The 19,807-nt window shown below is 71.0% G+C and carries 18 protein-coding genes; 6 read left to right on the top strand and 12 right to left on the bottom strand.

All coding sequences use genetic code 11. From position 1 onward, the window contains the following. The first annotated feature begins 60 nt into the window (after window positions 1–60). Both ACZ58V_RS30170 and ACZ58V_RS30165 read left to right on the top strand, forming a co-directional pair. Window positions 61–282 (top strand): hypothetical protein, encoded by a 222-nt coding sequence (locus ACZ58V_RS30170; protein WP_468194360.1) that lies wholly within the window; start codon window positions 61–63, stop codon window positions 280–282. A gap of 48 nt (window positions 283–330) precedes the next feature. Next, window positions 331–723 carry a nitroreductase/quinone reductase family protein gene (locus ACZ58V_RS30165; protein ID WP_468194358.1) on the top strand — a complete coding sequence of 131 codons (393 nt, stop codon included), beginning with the start codon at window positions 331–333 and terminating at the stop codon, window positions 721–723. A gap of 6 nt (window positions 724–729) precedes the next feature. Here ACZ58V_RS30165 and ACZ58V_RS30160 read toward each other — a convergent pair whose 3' ends face one another. The 4 genes from ACZ58V_RS30160 to ACZ58V_RS30145 form a co-directional block, all read right to left on the bottom strand. Next, window positions 730–2,163 carry an aldehyde dehydrogenase family protein gene (locus ACZ58V_RS30160; RefSeq protein WP_471293875.1) on the bottom strand — a complete coding sequence of 478 codons (1,434 nt, stop codon included), beginning with the start codon at window positions 2,161–2,163 and terminating at the stop codon, window positions 730–732. A gap of 240 nt (window positions 2,164–2,403) precedes the next feature. Beyond that, a complete protein-coding gene (locus tag ACZ58V_RS30155; protein ID WP_471293873.1) occupies window positions 2,404–4,134 on the bottom strand; it encodes an N-acyl-D-amino-acid deacylase family protein in 1,731 nt (576 codons plus the stop codon). A 90-nt stretch (window positions 4,135–4,224) separates the two neighbouring features. Further along, on the bottom strand, window positions 4,225–5,343 hold the full coding sequence (locus tag ACZ58V_RS30150) for an LLM class flavin-dependent oxidoreductase (protein WP_471293870.1): 1,119 nt from the start codon (window positions 5,341–5,343) through the stop codon (window positions 4,225–4,227). Window positions 5,344–5,458: 115 nt separating this feature from the next. Next, entirely contained in the window at window positions 5,459–6,241 is a 783-nt protein-coding gene (locus tag ACZ58V_RS30145) for an SDR family NAD(P)-dependent oxidoreductase (RefSeq protein WP_468194620.1), read from the bottom strand. Between the two features lie 233 nt (window positions 6,242–6,474). On the opposite strand from ACZ58V_RS30145, the gene ACZ58V_RS30140 reads away from it, so the two are divergent. Next, the gene (locus tag ACZ58V_RS30140; RefSeq protein ID WP_468194347.1) at window positions 6,475–7,209 is read left to right on the top strand and encodes a hypothetical protein; all 735 of its coding nucleotides are present in this window, start codon (window positions 6,475–6,477) and stop codon (window positions 7,207–7,209) included. Window positions 7,210–7,305: 96 nt separating this feature from the next. After that, window positions 7,306–8,097 (top strand): hypothetical protein, encoded by a 792-nt coding sequence (locus ACZ58V_RS30135; RefSeq protein WP_468194344.1) that lies wholly within the window; start codon window positions 7,306–7,308, stop codon window positions 8,095–8,097. 150 nt (window positions 8,098–8,247) lie between these two features. Here the strand turns inward: ACZ58V_RS30135 and ACZ58V_RS30130 are convergent, their stop codons facing one another. The 7 genes from ACZ58V_RS30130 to ACZ58V_RS30100 all read right to left on the bottom strand — a co-directional run bounded on the left by ACZ58V_RS30130 (window position 8,248) and on the right by ACZ58V_RS30100 (window position 15,848). Then, on the bottom strand, window positions 8,248–8,976 hold the full coding sequence (locus ACZ58V_RS30130; protein WP_423570503.1) for a response regulator transcription factor: 729 nt from the start codon (window positions 8,974–8,976) through the stop codon (window positions 8,248–8,250). A gap of 152 nt (window positions 8,977–9,128) precedes the next feature. Continuing rightward, entirely contained in the window at window positions 9,129–10,031 is a 903-nt protein-coding gene (locus tag ACZ58V_RS30125; RefSeq protein ID WP_468194340.1) for an LLM class F420-dependent oxidoreductase, read from the bottom strand. A 14-nt stretch (window positions 10,032–10,045) separates the two neighbouring features. Beyond that, window positions 10,046–11,299, bottom strand: coding sequence for an amidohydrolase family protein (locus ACZ58V_RS30120; protein WP_468194338.1), 1,254 nt, complete (start codon window positions 11,297–11,299; stop codon window positions 10,046–10,048). 276 nt (window positions 11,300–11,575) lie between these two features. Then, window positions 11,576–11,761, bottom strand: coding sequence for a hypothetical protein (locus tag ACZ58V_RS30115; RefSeq protein WP_468194336.1), 186 nt, complete (start codon window positions 11,759–11,761; stop codon window positions 11,576–11,578). A gap of 230 nt (window positions 11,762–11,991) precedes the next feature. Further along, window positions 11,992–14,985: an SARP-family global regulator AfsR gene (gene afsR / locus ACZ58V_RS30110; protein ID WP_471293865.1), complete on the bottom strand. Its 2,994-nt coding sequence runs from the start codon at window positions 14,983–14,985 to the stop codon at window positions 11,992–11,994. Window positions 14,986–15,174: 189 nt separating this feature from the next. After that, entirely contained in the window at window positions 15,175–15,570 is a 396-nt protein-coding gene (locus ACZ58V_RS30105) for a hypothetical protein (RefSeq protein WP_468194330.1), read from the bottom strand. Continuing rightward, complete coding sequence (locus ACZ58V_RS30100; RefSeq protein ID WP_471293862.1) at window positions 15,570–15,848, bottom strand: hypothetical protein; 279 nt, start codon at window positions 15,846–15,848, stop codon at window positions 15,570–15,572. Before ACZ58V_RS30100 ends, ACZ58V_RS30105 begins: the two co-directional genes overlap by 1 nt. Before the next feature lie 152 nt (window positions 15,849–16,000). On the opposite strand from ACZ58V_RS30100, the gene ACZ58V_RS30095 reads away from it, so the two are divergent. Beyond that, the gene (locus ACZ58V_RS30095; protein WP_471293859.1) at window positions 16,001–16,927 is read left to right on the top strand and encodes an SMP-30/gluconolactonase/LRE family protein; all 927 of its coding nucleotides are present in this window, start codon (window positions 16,001–16,003) and stop codon (window positions 16,925–16,927) included. Here ACZ58V_RS30095 and ACZ58V_RS30090 read toward each other — a convergent pair. Continuing rightward, the gene (locus ACZ58V_RS30090; protein WP_471293856.1) at window positions 16,870–18,522 is read right to left on the bottom strand and encodes a FadD3 family acyl-CoA ligase; all 1,653 of its coding nucleotides are present in this window, start codon (window positions 18,520–18,522) and stop codon (window positions 16,870–16,872) included. The two genes, ACZ58V_RS30095 and ACZ58V_RS30090, sit on opposite strands and share 58 nt — an antisense overlap. A gap of 123 nt (window positions 18,523–18,645) precedes the next feature. Between ACZ58V_RS30090 and ACZ58V_RS30085 the strand changes: the two genes are divergently transcribed. After that, window positions 18,646–19,806 (top strand): lipid-transfer protein, encoded by a 1,161-nt coding sequence (locus tag ACZ58V_RS30085; protein ID WP_471293854.1) that lies wholly within the window; start codon window positions 18,646–18,648, stop codon window positions 19,804–19,806. Window position 19,807: the final 1 nt, after the last annotated feature.

Here is a 19,807-nt window from a genome sequence, read left to right as displayed (position 1 = left end):
GGAGGGTTCCGGCATCGATCGCTCGTCGGCTCGAAGCCGCGACTCGAAGGGAACCCCCACATGCCTACCCGCTGGACCGGTCTCCTCGTCGGCGCCCGCTGGGCGCAACGTGTCCTGCTCGTCCTGGGCGCGCTCGTACCCGTGCTCGTCGTGACCCTGGCGTTCGTGCCCGCCTTGCTCGTCCTGCCCTTCCTCCGGTCGCGTACGGCGCACGCGCTCACGATGGTCGGCCGGCTGGCGGCCTGGACCCGTGCGCTTCTGGTGGCGAGCCGGGAGCGGTGATCAGATGGACACCCTGCCCTCAGCCACGTACGAAGGAGTCCACTGACGATGCCCCGCCTCGCCGACATCAGGTTCCGTGGCGCCACGGCCTTCCAGCGCCGGATCAATCCGCTGCTGCGCCGCCTCCCCCTCCAGACGGTCATCGAGACGACGGGCCGCGTCTCCGGGCTGCCCCGGCAGACGCCGGTGGGCGGGCGGCGCGTCGGGGACGCCTTCTGGCTGGTGTCGGAGTTCGGTGAGCGGTCGCAGTACGTCCGCAACATCCAGGCCGATCCGCGGGTGCGGGTGCGGATCCGGGGGCGGTGGTACGCGGGGACAGCTCAACTGGTGCCGGACGACGATCCGGTGGCGCGGCTGCGGCGGCTGCCCCGCTTCAACGGCCTGGGCGTGCGGGCCTTCGGGACGAATCTCCTGACGGTGCGGGTGGACCTGGACAGCTGAGAGGCGTCAGCCCGGCCACACGATCGCCTGCACCTCGCTGTACGCGTGCAGGGCGTAGGAGCCGACGTCCCTGCCGACCCCGCTCTTCTTGAAGCCGCCGAAGGGGGCCTCCATGTTGCGGCCGACGGTGTTGACCCCGACCCCGCCGGCCCGCAGCCGCCGCGCCACCCGGAAGGCTCGGGCCACGTCCCCCGACCAGACGTAGTCGATGAGGCCGTAGTCGGTGTCGTTGGCCAGTTCCACACCCTCCTCCTCGTCGTCGAAGGGGATGACGACCACCACCGGGCCGAAGATCTCCTCGCGGGCCACGCGCATGTCGTTGGTGCAGTCGGCGAGGAGTGTCGGGGTGATGTAGAAGCCCGGTGTGAGGGCGGGGCGTTCGCCGCCCGTGACGACCACCGCGCCTTCCTTGCGGCCCAGTTCGACGTACGACTCCACGCGGTCCCGGTGTGCCGCCGAGATCACCGGACCCACCACCGTGTCCCGCTCCCTCGGGTCGCCGACCTTCAACCGGCCCGCATAGGCGGCCAGTTGCTCGACCAGACGGTCGTACACCCCACGCTGGGCCAGCACCCGCGTCGGTGCCGTGCAGATCTGGCCGCTGTAGAAGGAGAAGGTGGTCCCGATCCCGGCAACGGCCGACGCGAGGTCCGCGTCGTCGAAGACGACCGCCGCCCCCTTCCCACCCAGCTCCATCAACTGCCGTTTCATACCGCGCCCGCACACCTCGGCGATGCGCTGCCCGACCGCCGTCGAGCCGGTGAAGCTGACCATGTCGACGTCCGGCGACTCCACGGCCGCCTCACCGACCTCCGTACGGGATCCGCTGACCACGTTCACCACGCCCGGCGGCACGCCCGCCGCCTCCAGCGCCTCCGCCATCCGGTAGACCGACAGCGGGTCCTGCGGGGCGGGTTTCACCACCACCGTGTTGCCCATGGCCAGGGCCGGGGCGATCTTGCCGGCCGGGTTGGCCCAGGGGTTGTTGTACGAGGTGACGCAGGTGACGACCCCGACGGGCTGGCGGACGGCCAGGGCGCCCATCACACCCGCCCTGCCCATCGGCCCGGCCTCGTTGATCTGGGGCGGGATCGCCCACTCGGCGGGCTCCACGCGCGCGTAGCGCCGGAAGCGGGCGGCGGCGACCCCGACCTGCATGGCACGTGCGGTGGCCGTGGTCGCACCCGTCTCCGCCCGGGCCAGCTCCGCGTACTCCCCGATGCGGCCGGCGATGATCCGCGCCGCCCGGCCGAGGACCGCGGCCCGTTCCTCCGGCGAGGTCCGTGACCAGGGCCCGAAGGCCTCGCGGGCCGCGGCACAGGCCGCGAGCACCTGATCCCGCGAGGCCTCGGGCGCCCACCCGACGCTCTCCTCGGTCGCCGGGTCGATCACCTCGTAGTGCCCGCCGTCCGGCCGCACCCAGGAGCCGCCGACAAACAACGCCTGGTGTGAAGTGGCCCGTGTCGCCCCTCGTGTCGTCACCCCTGTCGCCCCCGTGCGATCGCCTCTGTCGTCTCCCGCGCCGTCGCCTCTGTCGTCGCCTCTGCCGTCTCCCGCACCGTCGCCCCTGTCGGCCCCCATGCGGCCTCCCGCGTCATCACCCGTACCGCCGCCCCGGTCGCCCCCGTGCGGGCTCCCGCCTCATCACCCGTACCGCCGCCCGTGCCATCACCCGTACCGTCACCTGGTGCTCACCGTCTCCGTGTCCCGACCGGAACGCAGCACGCGCCCCGGTACCGCACCCGTCACCACGTCGTCCCGGATCGCCTCGACGCCGTTGACCCACACGGCCCGTACGCCGAGCGCCCGGGAGTCCAGCCGCGGGCTGTCACCCGGCAGGTCGTGCACCAGGGTGGCCGGGCCCGCGTCGATGCGGTCCGGGTCGAACAGGACCAGGTCCGCATGCCAGCCCTCCCGCACCTGCCCCCGCTCCCGCAGGCCGAAGAGCCGGGCCGGGTCGTCGGTCAGCATCCTCACCGCCTGCTCCAGACCGACCAGCTTCCGGCCCCGCAGGCAGTCCCCGAGGAACCGGGTCGTGTACGGCGCCCCGCACATCCGGTCCAGATGGGCGCCCGCGTCGGAACCGCCGAGCAGCACGTCCTCGTGCTGCCAGGTCTCCGCCCTGAGCGCCCAGGACGCCGGGTCGTTGTCGGTCGGCATCGGCCACAGGACCGTACGCAGCCCGTCGGCGGCGCAGATCTCCACCAGGCACTCGAAGGGCTCCTGGCCGCGCTCCTCGGCGATGTCCTTCACCACGCGCCCGGTCAGCCCGGCGTTCGCGTCGCTGTAGGTGTCGCCGATGACGTACCGCCCGAAGTTGGAGAGCCGCCGGAAGACACCCGCCTCCTTCGACTGAGCGCGGCGCAGCAGCTCCGCCCGTACGGCCGGATCGCGCAGCTTCTCGATCCGCTCGGGCACGGGCAGCGCGAGCACCGGCCCCCACCCGGGGATCAGGTTCAGCGCGCAGAACGTACCCAGAGACATGTTCATCGGCGTGAGGATCGGCATGGTCAGCGCCACGACCCGGCCGCCCGCCTTCCGGGCCTGCTCGCTCGCGAGAAGCTGCCGGGGCACGCGCTCGGGAACAGACGCGTCGACCGTCAGCACGTTCCAGTTCAGCGGCCGCCCCGCCACCGCGCTCATCTCCACGAACAGATCGATCTCGGCGTCGCTGAACTGATCCAGACAGCCCGCGACGATCGCCTCGATCTGCGTCCCCTCGTGCTCACCGACGGCCCGCGACAGCGCGAGCAGTTCGGCCGGCCCGGCATGCCGGGAGGCCACCGGCTGCCCGTCGCCGTCGGAGTGGCTGGTCGACTGGGTGGTGGAGAACCCCCAGGCGCCGGCGTCCATGGCCTCGCGCAGCAACCGCACCATGTCGGCGAGCTGCTCCGCACTCGGCTGCCCGCCCACCGCCTGTGGCCCCATCACATACCGCCGCAGCGCACAGTGCCCCACCATGAAACCGGCGTTGACCGCGATCCGCCCCTCCAGGGCATCCAGATACTCCCCGAAGGAACGCCAACTCCACGGTGTCCCCTCCTCCAACGCCACCAGCGCCATGCCCTCGACCTTCGACATCATGCGGCGCGTGTAGTCGGCGTCCTCGGGGCGGGCAGGGTTCAGCGGCGCGAGCGTGAATCCGCAGTTCCCGCCCGCGACCGTGGTGACGCCGTGATTGAGCGAGGGCGTGGCGTACGGGTCCCAGAAGAGCTGGGCGTCGTAGTGGGTGTGGGGATCGACGAAGCCGGGCGCGAGGACGAGACCGGCAGCGTCTTCGGTGGTGCGGGCTTCCTCGGTGACCTGACCGATGACGGCGATACGGCCGTCGCGAATGCCGACATCGGCGGTGTACGCCGGGGCGCCCGTCCCGTCCACGACGGTCACACCCTGGATGACGTGATCGAGCATGAGCTACTCAACTCCCTTAGGTTCGTTGCCCCTAAGGGGCGCGGGGAACTGCGCGACGAGCCACGACGCACCCGCACCCGCCAACGGCGATCAGGCAGCACCCCGGAACCGCGAAGTCCGATGCACAGGATCCGTATCGATCTTCGGAATCACGTGCTCCCCGACCAACCGGATCGTCTGCAACGTCTCCTCCTTCGGCACCCCCACCGGCAACCCGAAACTCAACTGATCCGCCCCGGCCCGCTCCCACCGCTCACACTGCCGCAGCACCTCGTCCGGATCCCCGCAGATCAGCAGCTCCTCCTCGATGAGCACCTCCACGAACTCCTCGGTGTACGCCGGCAGCGTCTCGGGCCACACCGGAAACCCCTCGGGCCGGGGAAACGTGTCGTGGTACCGGAACACCAGCGAGGGCAGATAGTGCAGCCCCCCGCTCGCCGCGATCCGCACAGCCTCCGCATGGGTCGGCGCACAGATCGCCGTGGTCGTCACCATCACGTTGTCGTTCACGAAGTCACCCACCGGCTCCGCGTCCACGATCGCCGTCTTGTACTGCTCCAGCACCCACTCCATGTCGGAGACCTTCTGCACGCTGAAGCCGAGCACGCCGAGCCCCTTCTTCGCGGCCATGGCGTACGAGGGCGGCGACCCGGCCGCGTACCACATCGCCGGGTGGGACTTCCCGTACGGCTTCGGCAGGATCTTCCTCGGCGGCAGCGACCAGTGCTTGCCGTGGAAGCCGGCGTACTCGTCCTGGAGCCACATCTTCGGGAACTCGGCGATGGTCTCTTCCCAGAGTTCCTTGGTGTGGTTCATGTCGGTGATCCCCGGCAGGAACCCGAGGATCTCGTGCGATCCGGCGCCCCGCCCGCTGCCGAACTCGAAGCGTCCCTCGCTGAGATGGTCGAGCATGGCGACCTTCTCGGCGACCTTCACCGGGTGGTTGACCGGGGCGAGCGGGTTGAAGATCCCCGAGCCGAGATGGATCCGCTCGGTGGCGTGCGCCAGGTAGCCGAGGAAGACGTCGTTGGCGGAGAGGTGCGAGTACTCCTCCAGGAAGTGGTGCTCGGAGGCCCAGGCGTACTTGAAGCCCGACTTGTCCGCCTGGATGACGTACTCGGTCTCCTCCATCAGCGCCTTGTGTTCGGCGAGCGGGTCGGTCTCGGCCCGCTTGCCCACGTATCCCTGTACGAAGAGCCCGAATTCCACGGAGATCCACCGCCCCACGGTCACTTCTGACGAATCGTCAGATTCATGGCTCCGACTGTTCCACCGGCCCTCGGGAGCGTCAATAGCTGACGCCCCGTCAGCTCAGTCGGCGTGGTCAGATGACGCTGACGCCCGCCAGCCATCCCCCGTCGATCACGAACGGCTGCCCGGTGATGTACGACGAGTCCTGAGAGGTCAGGAACAGGGCGAGCCTGGCCACCTCCTCCGGCTGCCCGACCCGCCCCAGCGGCACGAGCTTGCGGTAGAGCCGGTCGAGGCCCTTCGCCGTCTCCTTCAGATCGGCGCCCGGGTCCAGCCGGGCCGGGTTGGACATCGCCGTGTCGATGGCGCCCGGGCACACGGCGTTGACGCGGATCCCCCGCCCGGCCAGCTCCAGCGCGGCGACCCGGGTCAGCCCGACCACGGCGTGCTTGGTCGCCGCGTAGGAGCCCACCGCGGCCATACCGGTCAGGCCGGTGTAGGAGGCGGTGTTGACGATCGTGCCCCCGTCGGCCATCTCCGGGGCGACCGCCCTGATGCCGAGGAAACAGCCCACCTGGTTGACCTGGACGACCTGCATGAACTCGTCGAGGGGCGTGTCGAGGAGGGAGTTGAAGCGCAGGATGCCGGCGTTGTTGACGAGCCCGTCGACATGGCCGTAGGCGTCCTTGGCGGTGGCGACGGCGGCTTGCCAGTCCTCCTCCCGGCCCACGTCGAGATGGACGTACCGGGCGCCGATCTCCTTCGCGAGGGCCTCGCCCTGGCCGTCGAGGACATCCGCGACGACCACCCGCGCCCCCTCGGCCCTGAACAGCCGGGCCTCCTGCTCGCCCTGGCCGCGCGCGGCGCCGGTGACGATGACGACCCGTCCGTCGAGCTTGCCCGTGGGCTCACCCATGAGAGATGTGGACACGTGGACACCCTTCCTGACGCATCGTCATGCGGGTTCGGAGGATGCCCATGGTCGTATCTGACGATCCATCAGACAAGAGCCGGGGGATCGCGGGGTGTGTCGCGACGCACACGTCAAGCAACTGGCCGGTAGGGACATTTGACTCTGTCGGCTCTTCCGGCCCGAGCCAATAATCCCTTCTCGGTAAGGCAAAGAAGCCACCAAGGACGGAGCAAGACATGGGCAAGAGGGCCCTGAAGAGCAAGAAGGTCCGACTCATCGCCATCGGGTCCGCGCTCGCCACCGGTGCCGGGGTCCTGGCGCTGCTGCCGTCGGCGAACGCGGCCGAGGAGAAGACGCCGGAGCAGATCATGGGGATGTGCGAGAGGTCTGCGGTGATCGACGGTGTGAAGCGGTCGACCAGCGATTTTGGAGGCGGTCTGGGAGACGGATTCCAGGCCGACAACTGCGAGTTCGCCGAGACGAAGTTCGAGACCTTCGACGGCCCCAAGGAGAAGGCCTCGATCGACTTCCCGAACTGCGAGCCGAACGCCACCGAACCGGCGAAGGTCAGCATCACCTGGAAGGCCACCGTGGGCCAGGGCGAGGGCAAGTACACCGCGACACAACAGGGCGCCGGCGGAGGCCTCTTCGGCTTTCTGAGCGGATCCTGGCTCAAGCACAAGGGAACGACCGACCTGACGATCAAGTCGGTGACCGCCGGCGACACGGAGACGAGGGAAGTCCCGGTCGGCAAGGTCCTGCACATGGAGTTCACGCCGAAGATGCAGCGCATGACGGGCGAATGGCGCGTGCGGATCGACGCCGACCCGGGGAGCTTCGCCGTCAATCCCAGCCCCGAGCAGAACTTCGCGGCGCCCGAGGTCATCGAGGGACCCGTCGTCCTGGCCGGAGCCGCCGGCGCCCCCGGAATCGCGGACGGGGTGGCCAAGCCCGTCCTGACGGACTGCTGAGGACTCCCGATCCCCACTGTCATCGGGTTGCCGACAGCCCGGCCGCCCGTGGCAGACGAACCTCGTCCCCCTCACTTCCCCCCAAGGAGACGCACCATGACACGCACCGGCCGCAAGGGACATCACCGGAGCAAGAAGAAGCGCATCGCCCTCATGCTGGCCCCGGTGGTGGCCGTCGCGGTTGCCGTTCCGCTGATGAACCAGGCGGGTGCCGCCACCCCCTCCGAGGTGTCCAAGGACTGCGCGGAGGACTCCGCGAAACTGGAGAACTGTGAATTCGTCGATGTCCAGGTCAAGAGGAACAGCCTGGGCGCGAACAAGCGCGTTTCCACCGTGACGGACAACTGCGGATCCACGACCGCCGCCACGAAGGACTTCAGCGTGTCCGCCTCGGTGACGAGGTCCATCACTCTTGAGGACGGGTTCACGGCCGCCGCGGACTCGAAGCTGGGGAACTCGTTCTTCGAGATCGGCGCCAAGTTCAACACGACGGAATTCAGCATCAAGCGCGACGACACGGGAACCGGATTCGACTTCTCCAGGACCGACACCGTGAAGGCCGACCACCTCGGCTTCTTCATGTGGTCGGAGAAGCGCACCGATGTGAGCGGCTTCCTCAAGGCCACGTACAAAGAGGCGCAGGACGGCCAGAAGGTGTTCTTCTCCCCCAGCGAGGGCGGCACGAGCGTGCACGTCTTCTATCCGCAACTCCTGAAGAACGGCACCCCTGACGGCCGCCTCTGGCTGCGCAACGTGAAGTGCGGAACTCCCGAGGCCGGCGGAATCCAGAACTCGTCGAACAGCCTCAGGGCGGAACCCGGCTTCGAAGAGGGCGGCCCGAACGTCGCGGACGTCGAGATCCCACTGTCGGAGATACCTGCGCCGTAGCGGAAACAGGAGCCGCCACCGGAGCGCCGACCGTAACGGCAGCACCGGCACCGGCACCGGCACCGGCCCTGCGAACGGCAACGGCAACAAGGCACAACCGGCCCCCGCGCTGCACGCGGGGGCTTCATCGTCGGTGCCCGGAGCGCCGCGTCAGCGTGCGGTCGACCCCAGCTGGTCGCCGGGCGTGGCCCCCAGCCACCGCAGCGCGGCGTCCGTGCCGCCACGGGCGTCGAGCTTGGCGTAGATGTTGCTGAGGTTGTTGCGGACGGTCTTCTCGGTCAGCCGTAATCTGAGGCCGATCTCCTGGGCGCCGAGACCGGTCGAGAGGAGTTCCATGATCTCCCGCTCCCGCGGCGAGAGCAGCGAGCGCAGCCGCTCCGCCTCCCCGCCGCCGGGCATCCGCTGGGCCGCGTCCCGCAGGGCGGCGCACGCGCTCGGCGAGAGGTAGGTGGAGCCGACCATGGCGGCCATGACCGCCGAGGACAGCATGTCGGTGCAGTACTCGCCCTCGACCAGATAGCCCGCTCCGCCCCGGAACACCTCGACCACCGTGTCGGGGTCCTGCCGGGGGCTGACGACGATCACCGGGACGCTCATGGCGCCCGTGGCCTTCAGGAGCCCCGCGTAGGCGGTCGACGGATCCTCGCAGCGCAGGACGACGACGTCCACCGCACCCTTCAACGGACGCTCGAGGAGCGCGTGGAAGGGCGGGGACACGGGCAGCGCCCGGCCCACGTACGGATCGTCGGGGTCCGGCCAGTCGTCGTGCGGCCAGTCGCCCTCCGCGCAGGCCAGGGCGACGGACAGCCTGCGGAACGGATCTGCTCGAACGGTGGTACTCGCGTCCTTGGAAGATCGGACGTGCCGGGGGGATCGCACTTCGCGTGTCCTTCCGCCGAAGCCATGACGCCCTTACGTACGTGGCCGGGACGAAAGTTGTTCGAAGTTTCAAGAATGAATTGTCTGGCTGTCAGACAGGTCTCCGCGATGCCGTACTCCTGCTTCAGGGGCACGGCACTCCCCCGGCGCTCTTACAACAGGGGAGCCACCTCCGTCCCGAACGCGCCCATCTGATGGGTCAGTTCACTGCGGCTACGGCTCCGGAACCGCACCTGGATCTGGTGCACGCCCATCGCCCGGTAGGCCCGCAGCGACTCGGCGAGCTCCTGCGGACCGCCGGAGAGGGTCCTGCGGCCCACGTCCCAGCGGGGCGCGCCCACGTAGAGCGGCTCGGTGATGGCGCCCACGGTGAACGGCCCCCGCACACCGGCCTGTTCGCGCAGCTCCCGGATCCGTGCGATCTGCCCGGGCAGCCGGTCCCTCGGATCGCCCTGCGGCAGCCAGCCGTCGCCCTTGAGCGCGGCCCGTCGTACGGCGGCGGGCGAGGAGCCGCCGACCCACAGGGGGACGCGGTCCTGCGCCGGGCGGGGCCGCTGACCGAGTCCCTCGAAGTCGTACAGCTTGCCGTGGTGCTCGGGGAACTCGTCGGGTCCGAGGGCGGCGCGCAGGGCGTCGAGGCACTCGTCGAGCACGGCCCCGCGCTGGTGGAAGTCCACGCCCAGGGCCTCGAACTCCTCCTGGACGTGCCCGGCGCCGACCCCGAGGACCAGCCGGCCTCCGCTGAGGTGGTCGAGCGTGGCGTACTGCTTGGCGGTGAGCAGGGGGTGCCGCAGCCCGACGATCGCGACATGGCTGAGCAGCCGGACGCGTTCGGTGGTGGCGGCCAGGAAGGAGAGCGTGGCGACGGGGTCGTACCAGATGGTGCTCATCGCGGCGGCCAGCCGGCGCGGGATGCCGACGTGGTCGCAGCTCGCGAGGTAGTCGAAGCCGGACCGGTCGGCGGCGCGGGCGATCTCCAGCAGGTCCTCGGGACCGGCCTCCGCCTCCCAGGGCTCGGCGTAGAGGGTGCTCTGGGACTGGACGGGAAGCTGCATCCCGTACCGCAGGCTCACCGCGCACCACCGCCGCCGCCCGGGCCCGGCCACAGGCCCTCGTCCGTGAGCCCGAGCAGCTCGATGGCGTTGCCCCGCACGATGCGCTCCACGACCTCCGGCGCCAGGTGCCCCATCTGCGCCTCGCCGACCTCGCGGGACTTGGGCCAGGTGCTGTCGGAGTGCGGGTAGTCGGTCTCGTAGAGCACGTTCCCGACGCCGATGGAGTCGAGGTTCTTCAACCCGAAGGCGTCGTCGAAGAAGCAGCCGTAGACATGCTCGGCGAAGAGTTCGGACGGCGGCCGGTGCACCTTGTCGGCGACGCCGCCCCAGGCCCGGTTCTCCTCCCACACCACGTCGGCCCGCTCCAGGATGTAGGGGATCCAGCCGATCTGCCCCTCGGCGTACATGACCTTGAGGCCCGGGAACCGCTCGAACTTGCCGCTCATCAGCCAGTCGACCATCGAGAAGCAGCAGTTGGCGTAGGTGATGGTGGAGCCGACGGCGGGCGGGGCGTCGGCGGAGGTCGACGGCATACGGCTGGAGGAGCCGATGTGCATGGCGATGACCGTGCCGGTCTCGGCGCACGCGGCGAGGAAGGGGTCCCAGGCGTCGGTGTGGATGGAGGGCAGCCCGAGGTGCGGCGGTATCTCGGAGAACGCGACGGCACGGGCCCCGCGCGCGGCGTTGCGCCGGACCTCGGCCGCCGCCAGCTCGGCGTCCCACAGGGGGATGAGGGGCAGAGGGATGAGCCGCCCGTGCGCGTCCGGGCCGCACCACTCCTCCAGCGTCCAGTCGTTGTAGGCCCGGACGCAGAGCAGGCCCAGTTCGTGGTCCTTGGCCTCGGTGAACGTCTGGCCGCAGAAACGCGGGAAGGTCGGGAAGCACAGGGCGGACTGGACGTGGTTGACATCCATGTCGGCGAGCCGGGCCGGGACGTCGTGGGAACCGGGCCTCATCTGCTCGTACGTGATGACTTCGAGGCGTATCTCGTCCCTGTCGTACCCCACGGCGGTGTCGAGGCGGGTCAGAGGACGGCGGAGGTCTTCATAGACCCACCAGTCACCGACCGGGCCGTCGTCGCCGGGCCGCCCCATCACGGGCTTGAAGCGCCCGCCGAGGAAGGTCATCTCCTTCACGGGCGCACGGACGACACGGGGTCCGACGTCCCGGTACTTCTCCGGAAGCCGGTCCTGCCAGACGGTCGCGGGCTCCACGGTGTGGTCGTCCACGGAGATGATCAGCGGAAACGAGCTGTCGTGGGTGTCCATGGCGCTCACGGTAGCGCCGATCTGACGGATCGTCAGCTATGTGACGGGCGACGGCCCCAAGGCGGTCAGGGCCGCCCGGATCCCCGCGATCATTCGGTCGGGCTCCCGGAACACGTCCTGGGCGGTGAAGCGCGGCAGACTGCGCACCTCGGGGCACTGGAGGACCTGATCGGCGGGAGACGAGCCCGCGGCAACCGGATGAACGGTTTTGGACATGCATCGGCCGCGACGGCTCCCCCTCCGCGCCGCCGCGGCCGAACCCCGTGTGGGAGTGGCTTACTTCGTCGGCTTGAAGGGCTCCGACGTGGCGTGCATGTCCTTCGTCTCGAGCGGCTCGTCGGTGGCGTGCAGGTCCTGCTTCTTCACCGCGCCCTCGTCCGTGGCGTGCAGGTCCTCCGTCGACACCTCGCCGGCCTTCGCGTCCGTCGCGTGCAGGTCCTGCGGCTTGAGCTCGTCGCCCATGATCGTCAACTCTCCTTGGCGTGGGTCGAGTACTGAGGTCCGCGGGCCCGCCCGGTCACTCCCCCGAGGGTGACCGGGCGGGCCCGCCTGGGCCGTTCACCCTAATGTTGAGGTGCCAGGCCCAGTGCGGTGACCCGTCTGCCCCCCGACGCGACGGATCGACTTCGTCAATCATGGCGTGCGGCGATAAACGAACGATGAACGCGACCGGCCGGCCCCGGGAGCTGTCGTCAGGCCGCCTGCACCGGGGACAGCAACGCGCGCACCTCGGCGGCCTCGGGCGAGCCCAGCTCCTCGTAGATCCCGGCCGCCTCCTGCCAGCAGACCTGGGCCCTGCCCGTCTGCCCGATGCCGCTGAGCGCGCGGCCGAGGACGGTGAGGACGTTGCCCCGCCGCCACTCCCCGCCGATGCCGCGGAGCACGGTGAGGGCCCTCTCGGCGTGCGAGGCGGCCTGCGCGGGTCGTCGGGCGGCGAGATCCAGCTCGGCCAGCCGGAACAGGCTCATGCCCTCCCAGAGGCGCTGCCTGCTGTCGCGGAACACCTCCACCGCTTCCTGGAGCCGGTCGGCCGCGTTGCCCAGCTCACCGCTCTGGGTGAGGGCGAGGCCGAGGGCGTAGCGGGCGTTGGCCCCGCGCAGGGAGTTGCCCATGGCGTCGTAGATGGCGATGCCCTCCTGGGCCAGCGCGACCGCGCTCTGGGTCCGCCCGGTCGCGAGATGGATCCGGGACAGGTTGCACAGCGCGGCGGCCTCGCCGGGCCGGTTGTCCAGGGCCCGGAAGTGCTCGATGGCCCGGGAGAGGTGTTCCTCGCCGTCCTCGTGCCGGTTCTGGTACAGCGCGATGATGCCGCGCGCGTTGCGGGCCCAACAGACGGGCAGCAGGTCGTCGGCCTCTTGGGCGAGGAGGATGGCCCGTTCCGCCTCCTGGTCCGCCCGCTCGAAACGGCCGCTCACATGGTGGACGCTGACGAGCGTCGTCAGCGCCCGGGCCTCCGCCCGCCCGAGGCCGTGCAGCCGGGCCGCCTCCAGGAGCGCCGTGGCCGTCGCCTCGTACTCCCGGGAGTTGGCGCCCGACTCGGAGAGGTCGTGCGCGGCCCACAGCAGATCGATCGCCCGGGGGAGCGTCTCCGGCTGCCCCGCGGACTGCCGTACGCACGCGAGGACACAGATGGCCTCCGCGTACAGCCAGTCCTGCGCCGCGTGCCGGTTGTCGAACCGCAGCCCCGGATAGGCGGTCGGCTCCAGATGGTCCACCAGCCGGTCACCGGGCCGCTCGATCGCGTACACCCCGGCCGCGGACGACAGATAGAAGTCCAGCAGCCGCGACACCGCCGCCGTGCGCTCGCTCGGCGGCCACTCGTCGCGCTCCGCGCACGCACGCGCGTAGAGCCGTACGAGATCGTGGAAGCGGTAGCGGCCGGGGGCCGCCGACTCCAGCAGGGACGTGTCGACGAGGGACTCCAGGAGGTCCTCCGTGTCCTCGACGCCCAGGTCCAGGACCGCGGCCGCGGCCGGGAGGGACATGTCCGGGCCGTCGGCGAGTCCCAGCAGGCGGAAGGCGCGGGCCTGGGCGGGCTCCAGCTGGCCGTAGCCCAGCTCGAAGGTGGCCTTCACGGCCAGGTCGCCGGCCTGGAGTTCGTCCAGGCGGCGGCGTTCGTCGGCGAGCTTCGCCGCGAGCACCGACACCGTCCAGGTGCGGCGGGCCGCCAGACGGGACGCCGCGATGCGGATCGCCAGCGGCAGGAAGCCGCAGGCCGCCACCACGTCCAGGGCGGCCTTCCGCTCGGACGCCACCCGCTCCTCGCCCACGATCTTCGTGAACAGCGCCAGCGCCTCGTCCGGGGACATCACGTCCAGGTCGATCAGGTGGGCGCCCGCCAGGTCCACCATCCGCACCCGGGAGGTGACCAGCGCGGCGCAGCCGTCCGTGCCGGGCAGCAGGGGGCGTACCTGGGCGGCGTCGCGGGCGTTGTCCAGCAGCACCAGGACGCGGCGGCCGGCCAGGACCGAGCGGTACAGCGCCGCGCGCTCCTCCAGGGAGTCGGGGATCGCCGAGTCGGCGGTGCCGAGGGCGCGCAGGAAGGAGCCGAGGACCGTCTCCGGGTCCGCCGAGCGGGCGCCCGCGCCCTGGAGGTCGACGTACAGCTGCCCGTCCGGGAAGGCCGTGCGTGCCAGGTGGGCCACGTGCACGGCGAGGGTCGTCTTGCCCACGCCGCCGATCCCTGCCAGGGCCGAGACCGCCATGACCCGGCCCTCGGCGGCGGTCAGGATGTCGCCGAGCTCGCGGACGAAGGCGGAGCGGCCGGTGAAGTCCGGCACCGTCGCCGGCAACTGGGCCGGGCGCACCGGGACGGAGGCGGGCTCGGCGGCCGGGGAGGAGGGCTCGGCGAGGCCCGGGTCGGCCTGGAGGATGCGCTGCTGCAGCTCGCTCAGGCCGGGGCGTGGGTCCACGCCCAGTTCGTCGGCGAGCAGGCGCCGGGTGTCGGCGTACACCGCGAGGGCCTCCGCCTGACGGCCGCTGCGGTACAGCGCCAGCATCAGCAGCTCGCGGAGCCGCTCGCGCAGGGGATGGTCGGCGGTGAGGGCCGTGAGCTCCGAGACGGCCTCCGCGTGGCAGCCCTGCTCCAGGTCCATGTCCAGGCGGGACTCGACGAGCTGGAGCCGCCACTCCTCCAGACGGACGCGCTGCGCCTCGGCGTACGGGCCCGGCACGCCCGCCAGGGTCTCCCCGTCCCACAGGGCGAGGGAGCGCCGCAGGGTGTCGCGGGCGTGACAGAGGTCGCCCGCCGACCGGGCCTTCTCCGCCTCGGTCGCGAGGTCCTGGGCGACGGCCAGGTCGAGGGCGCCGTCGGCGAGGCCGCGTACGGCGTAGCCGCCGGACTCGCTGACCAGGACGCCCGGGTCCAGCACCTTGCGCAGGCGGGAGGCGTACGTCCGCAGCGCCGCCAGGGCCTGCGAGGGCGGTTCCTCGCCCCACAGGGCGTCGATCAGCTCCGCCGCCGTGGCCGTACGGCCCTCACGCAGCAGCAGGGCGGCGAGCAGGGCGCGTTGCTGGGGGGAGCCGGTGGTGATCGGCTCGTCGCCGCGCGAGGCGCGCACCGGTCCGAGCACGCTGAAGCGCAGCGTCGTCGAGGCCACCGGTTCCGCCGACTTCGGTGACTTCGGTGAGGAGTCGGTACGCCGCTGCTCCGGTACGCGCGGCACACCGTCCGGTACACCGTCCATGCAGTCCCCCTAGACATCCTGAGCAACCACGCCAGTTTGCCTTGTGCAGGGCGGATACGTCAGCCGTGGGGGGCACCGATCACAGGGCGACGCACGGGAGTCCACAAGGTCCGCACACTCTCTCCGCAAGCGGCAGCGACGCCACTCGCTGCCGGGGCTTCGATGACCTCCCGAACCCTCGAGGTTCCCTTACAACGCGACGACTCGCACGCTCGCCCCGCACAGCTTTCCCATGTCGTCCTCATCGGACGTGAAGAGCACCACGCCCCCGGCCTGCCGCCCTGCGATCACCGCCAGGGCCGCGTCGATCGCGTACTTGTGGCCGTGCAGCCCCGTGTCCTGGAGCAGCGTGACAGCGGCGTCGGCGACGTCCCGCGTCACGGGTTCCACGACGACACGCGACATGGCCCACGCCCAGGCCGCACGCTGCACGCGGCCGTGGTAGGCCTCGATCAGCGTCATGGAGCTGGTCACGACGCGGATGCCGGAGCGGTGGGCGTCCTTGAGTCGCGCGAGCATCGCCCGATCACCCAGTACGGCTCGTGACAACGCCTCGCAGTCCAGCACGTAACAGGACGGCAGCATCAGCTCGCCTTCCGGTGCTGCTGCCCGGCCGGAGCACCCTGCTCCGTGAAGTGGCGCTCGAACTCCCTGCGCTCAGCCTCTGCCGACGCCAGCTCGCCGTCGGTGACGGAGCCGTGTTCCTCCTCCAGCCGGGCCACCAGCTCACCGAGGCGGTCCCGCTCACGCTGACGCTCTATGGCCCGCGTGACATAGGCACTGAAGCCGCCGGATCCGACATCCTGCCGGATCTCCTCGGCGAGCTCCTCGGGCAGCGTGACGGTGTACTTCTTCGTTGCCATACCACTTACCATACCGCTCCGGGGCGTCTCCGTCCTGGCGGAGGTCCGTGCGGCCCCGGCCATCGGGTGTCAGTCCGGACATGGACTGCGGCAGCGCGCGATAGTGGGTCCGGCAGATCAGCACCAGTCGGATCGATCGTGGAGGCGGCCGTATGCCCGGCGAGCAACCCCAGTTGTACGAGACCCTCGACGAGCGGTTCCGGACCGGCAGGTGTCAGGCCGGGGACTCGAGGCTGGAGGCGTTGTACGAGGGGTGCCGGTGGGCCGAGGGGCCCGTGTACGTGCCCGCCGGGCGGTATCTGCTCTGGAGCGACATTCCCAACGACCGGCTGCTGCGGTGGGACGAGACCACCGGGGCCGTCGGCGTCTTCCGCTCCCCCGCCGGGTACCCCAACGGCAACACCCTCGACGGGCAGGGCCGGCTCATCACCTGTGAGCAGGGCAATCGGCGGGTGACCCGGACCGAGCACGACGGGTCGGTCACCGTGATCGCCGAGCGGTTCCGGGGGAAGCGGCTCAACAGCCCGAACGACGCCGTCGTGAAGTCCGACGGGTCGGTGTGGTTCTCCGACCCCGAGTTCGGGATCGCCACCGACTACGAGGGCCATCGGGGCGAGAGCGAGATCGGCGCCCGGAACGTCTACCGCGTCGACCCGGGCAGCGGTGAGGTGCGGCTGGTGGCCGAAGGGTTCCAGGGGCCCAACGGGCTCGTGTTCGACCCCGGCGAGCACCGGCTGTACGTGTCGGACAGCCTCGCCAACCACATCCGCGTCTTCGACGTCCAGGACGACGGGACCCTCACCGGCGGGGACGTCTTCGCCGAGTGCGCGAACGGCAGCTTCGACAACATCCGGTTCGATGACGAGGGGCGGCTCTGGGCCGGCGCCATGCACGGCGGCGTGCACTGCTACGACCCCGACGGCACCCTCCTCGGCCGCGTCCTGGTCCCCGGCACCGTCGCCAACATCCGGTTCGGCGGCGCCCGGCGGAACCGGATGTTCATCGCCGCCGACACCACCCTCTACTCCCTCGTCATGTCCGTGACCGGGACCCCGCCCCTGCCGCCGGCCGGACCCTGAGCCCGCAGCGCCCCCTTCAGGACCTTCCCGCTCGCGTTCCGCGGCAGTTCCGCCACGAACTCCACCGCCCGCGGGACCTTGTAGTTCGCCATCTCCCGGCGTGACCAGGCGATCAGGTCGTCGCCCGTGACCAACGCGCCCGGCCGGCGGACGACATACGCCCTGCCGACCTCCCCGAGCCGGGCGTCCGGTACGCCGATCACGGCCACGTCCGCCACGTCCGGGTGGAGGCCCAACAACTGCTCTATCTCGGCGGGGTAGGCGTTGAAGCCGCCGACGATGAACATGTCCTTGAGGCGGTCGGTGATGCGCAGGTTGCCCTCGATGTCCAGGACGCCGACATCGCCCGTGCGCAGCCAGCCGTCCTCCGAGAGCACCTCGGCGGTGGCCGGGGCGTCCTCGTAGTAGCCGGTCATGACGTTGAAGCCGCGGACCAGGACCTCGCCCGGCGCGCCGGGGCCCAGCGACCCGCCCCCCTCGGGGTCGACGACCCGTACCTCCGTGCCGGGGATCGCCCGGCCCGACGTCGACGCGATCACCGTCGGGTCGTCGCCACGCCGGCACATCGTGACGACGCCGCCCGCTTCGGAGAGGCCGTACGCGGTCAGGACCGTGCCGATGCCGAGTTCCGCGCGCAGGCGCTCGACGAGCCGCAGCGGCACCACCGCCGCCCCGGTCACCACCAGGCGCAGGGCAGAGAGGTCGTGTGCGTCGCGGGCCGGGTGGTCCAGGAGGGACTGGAGGAGCGTCGGCGGGCCCGGCAACACCGACACCCGTTCCGCGGCGATGTTGGCCAGGACCGTGTTCACGCCGAACACCGGCTGGGGGATCATCGTCGCGCCCCGCATCAGGCAGGCGATGACCCCGGCCTTGTAGCCGAAGGTGTGGAAGAAGGGGTTGACGATGAGGTACCGGTCGCCTTCGGTCAGACCCGCCAGCTCACTCCAGATGTCGTACGCCCGCAGCGTCTGGGCGTGGGTGATGACCGCGCCCTTGGGACGGCCCGTGGTGCCCGAGGTGAAGATGATGTCCGAGGGACTGGCTCCGGCGACCGCGTCCGCCCTCGCGCGCACGTCCGCCGACCCCACCCCCTCCCCGCTGGCCAGGAAGTCCTTCCAGGCGAGGAAGTCGGCGGGGGCGTCCTCGGAGAGTACGACCACGCGTTCCAGGGCGGGCAGGCCGGGCAGCGGGCCGGTGCCCGGGCCCTCTCCCGCCGCTCGGCGCAGCGAGGCCACGTACGAGGTGCCGAGGAACGTGCCCGTCACGAACAGCAGCCGCGCCCCGCCGCGCCGCAGGACGTCCGCCGCCTCGGCGCCCTTGAAGCGGGTGTTGAGCGGGACGAGGACCCCTCCCGCCGACACCGCGCCCAAAGCCGCGACGATCCAGTCGAGGGTGTTCGGCGCCCAGACGCCGACCCGGTCGCCCGGCCCGACCCCGTTCGCCAGGCAGGCCGCCGCCGCGCGCTCCACGCGTGCGCCCAGTTCCGCGTAGGTGATCCGGGTGCGGCCCTCGACGACCGCCTCGACGTCCGCGTACCGCTCGGCCGCCGACCGGACCAGGTCCGGAACGCTCTCCCATGCCGTATCCGCTCGCACCGCACGCCTCCAGCAGTAGCCGGACCTCACCGCTGACCTCATAGCTGACTGCCCGTCAGATTAGCTGTAATCTGACGACCTGTCAGCGACCGTCCGTCGTTCGGGCCCGGAGGTGCGCGCACCATGCCAGCAGGATCGGGGAGCCTCAAGGACGCCACCGCCATCGTCGGGATAGGCCAGACCCCCTTCGCCAAGCAACTCCCCGAAGACGAACGCACCTTGGCCTGCCGGGCCGTGCTGGCCGCGCTCGACGACGCCGGGATCGCGCCCGGCGAGGTCGACGCCCTCGCCTCCTACACCATGGAGGAGACCGACGAGGTCGAGCTGGCCAAGGCCTGCGGCTTCGGGGACCTCACCTTCTTCAGCAAGGTCGGCTTCGGGGGCGGCGGTTCGTGCGCCACCGTCGCCCATCTCGCCACGGCCGTCGCGGCCGGGCAGGCGAACGTCGGGGTCGCCTGGCGGTCGCGCAAGCGGGGCAGCGGGCCCCGGCCCTGGACCAACACCACCGTCCAGCTCCCGACTCCGGCCCAGTGGACCCGGCCGTACGGGCTGCTCAGGCCCGTCGACGAGATCGCCATGCTCGCCCGGCGCTATATGCACGAGTACGGGGCCACCCGTGACCACCTGTTCAACGTCGCCCTGGCCTGCCGCAACCGCGCCAACCAGAACCCCGCCGCGATCATGTACGACCGGCCCCTCACCCGCGAGATGTACATGACGTCCCGCTGGGTCAGCGAGCCGCTCTGCCTCTTCGACAACTGCCTGGAGACGGACGGGGCGTTGGCCTGTGTCGTCGTCTCCGCCGAGCGGGCCCGGGACTGCCGGCGCAAGCCCGTCTACGTCCACTCCGCCGCCCAGTCGCTCCCCGCCCAGCACCACGGCATGGTCAACTACTGGAACGACGACCCCCTCACCGGCCCCGCCTGGAGCGCCGCCCGGCATCTGTGGAAGCACTCCGACCTGGCCCCCGAGGACGTGGACGTCGCCCAGATCTACGACGCCTTCACTCCCCTGGTCCTGCTCTCCCTGGAGGGCTACGGCTTCTGCGGGCGCGGTGAGGGCGGGGCGTTCACCGAGGGCGGGGCGCTGGAGACCGGCGGGCCGCTGCCCGTGAACACCGGCGGGGGCGGGCTGTCCGAGGCCTATGTGCACGGCTTCAACCTCATCAACGAAGGGGTGAAGCAGCTGCGCGGGACCAGTACCGCTCAGGTGCCGGACGCCTCCGTCTGTCTGGTCACGGCGGGCGAAGGCGTGCCGACCTCCGCCCTTCTGCTGAGGAGTTGAG

It is taken from the genome of Streptomyces sp. NPDC040589, from assembly GCF_055594445.1.
This window is presented reverse-complemented; position numbering and strand designations above follow the sequence as displayed.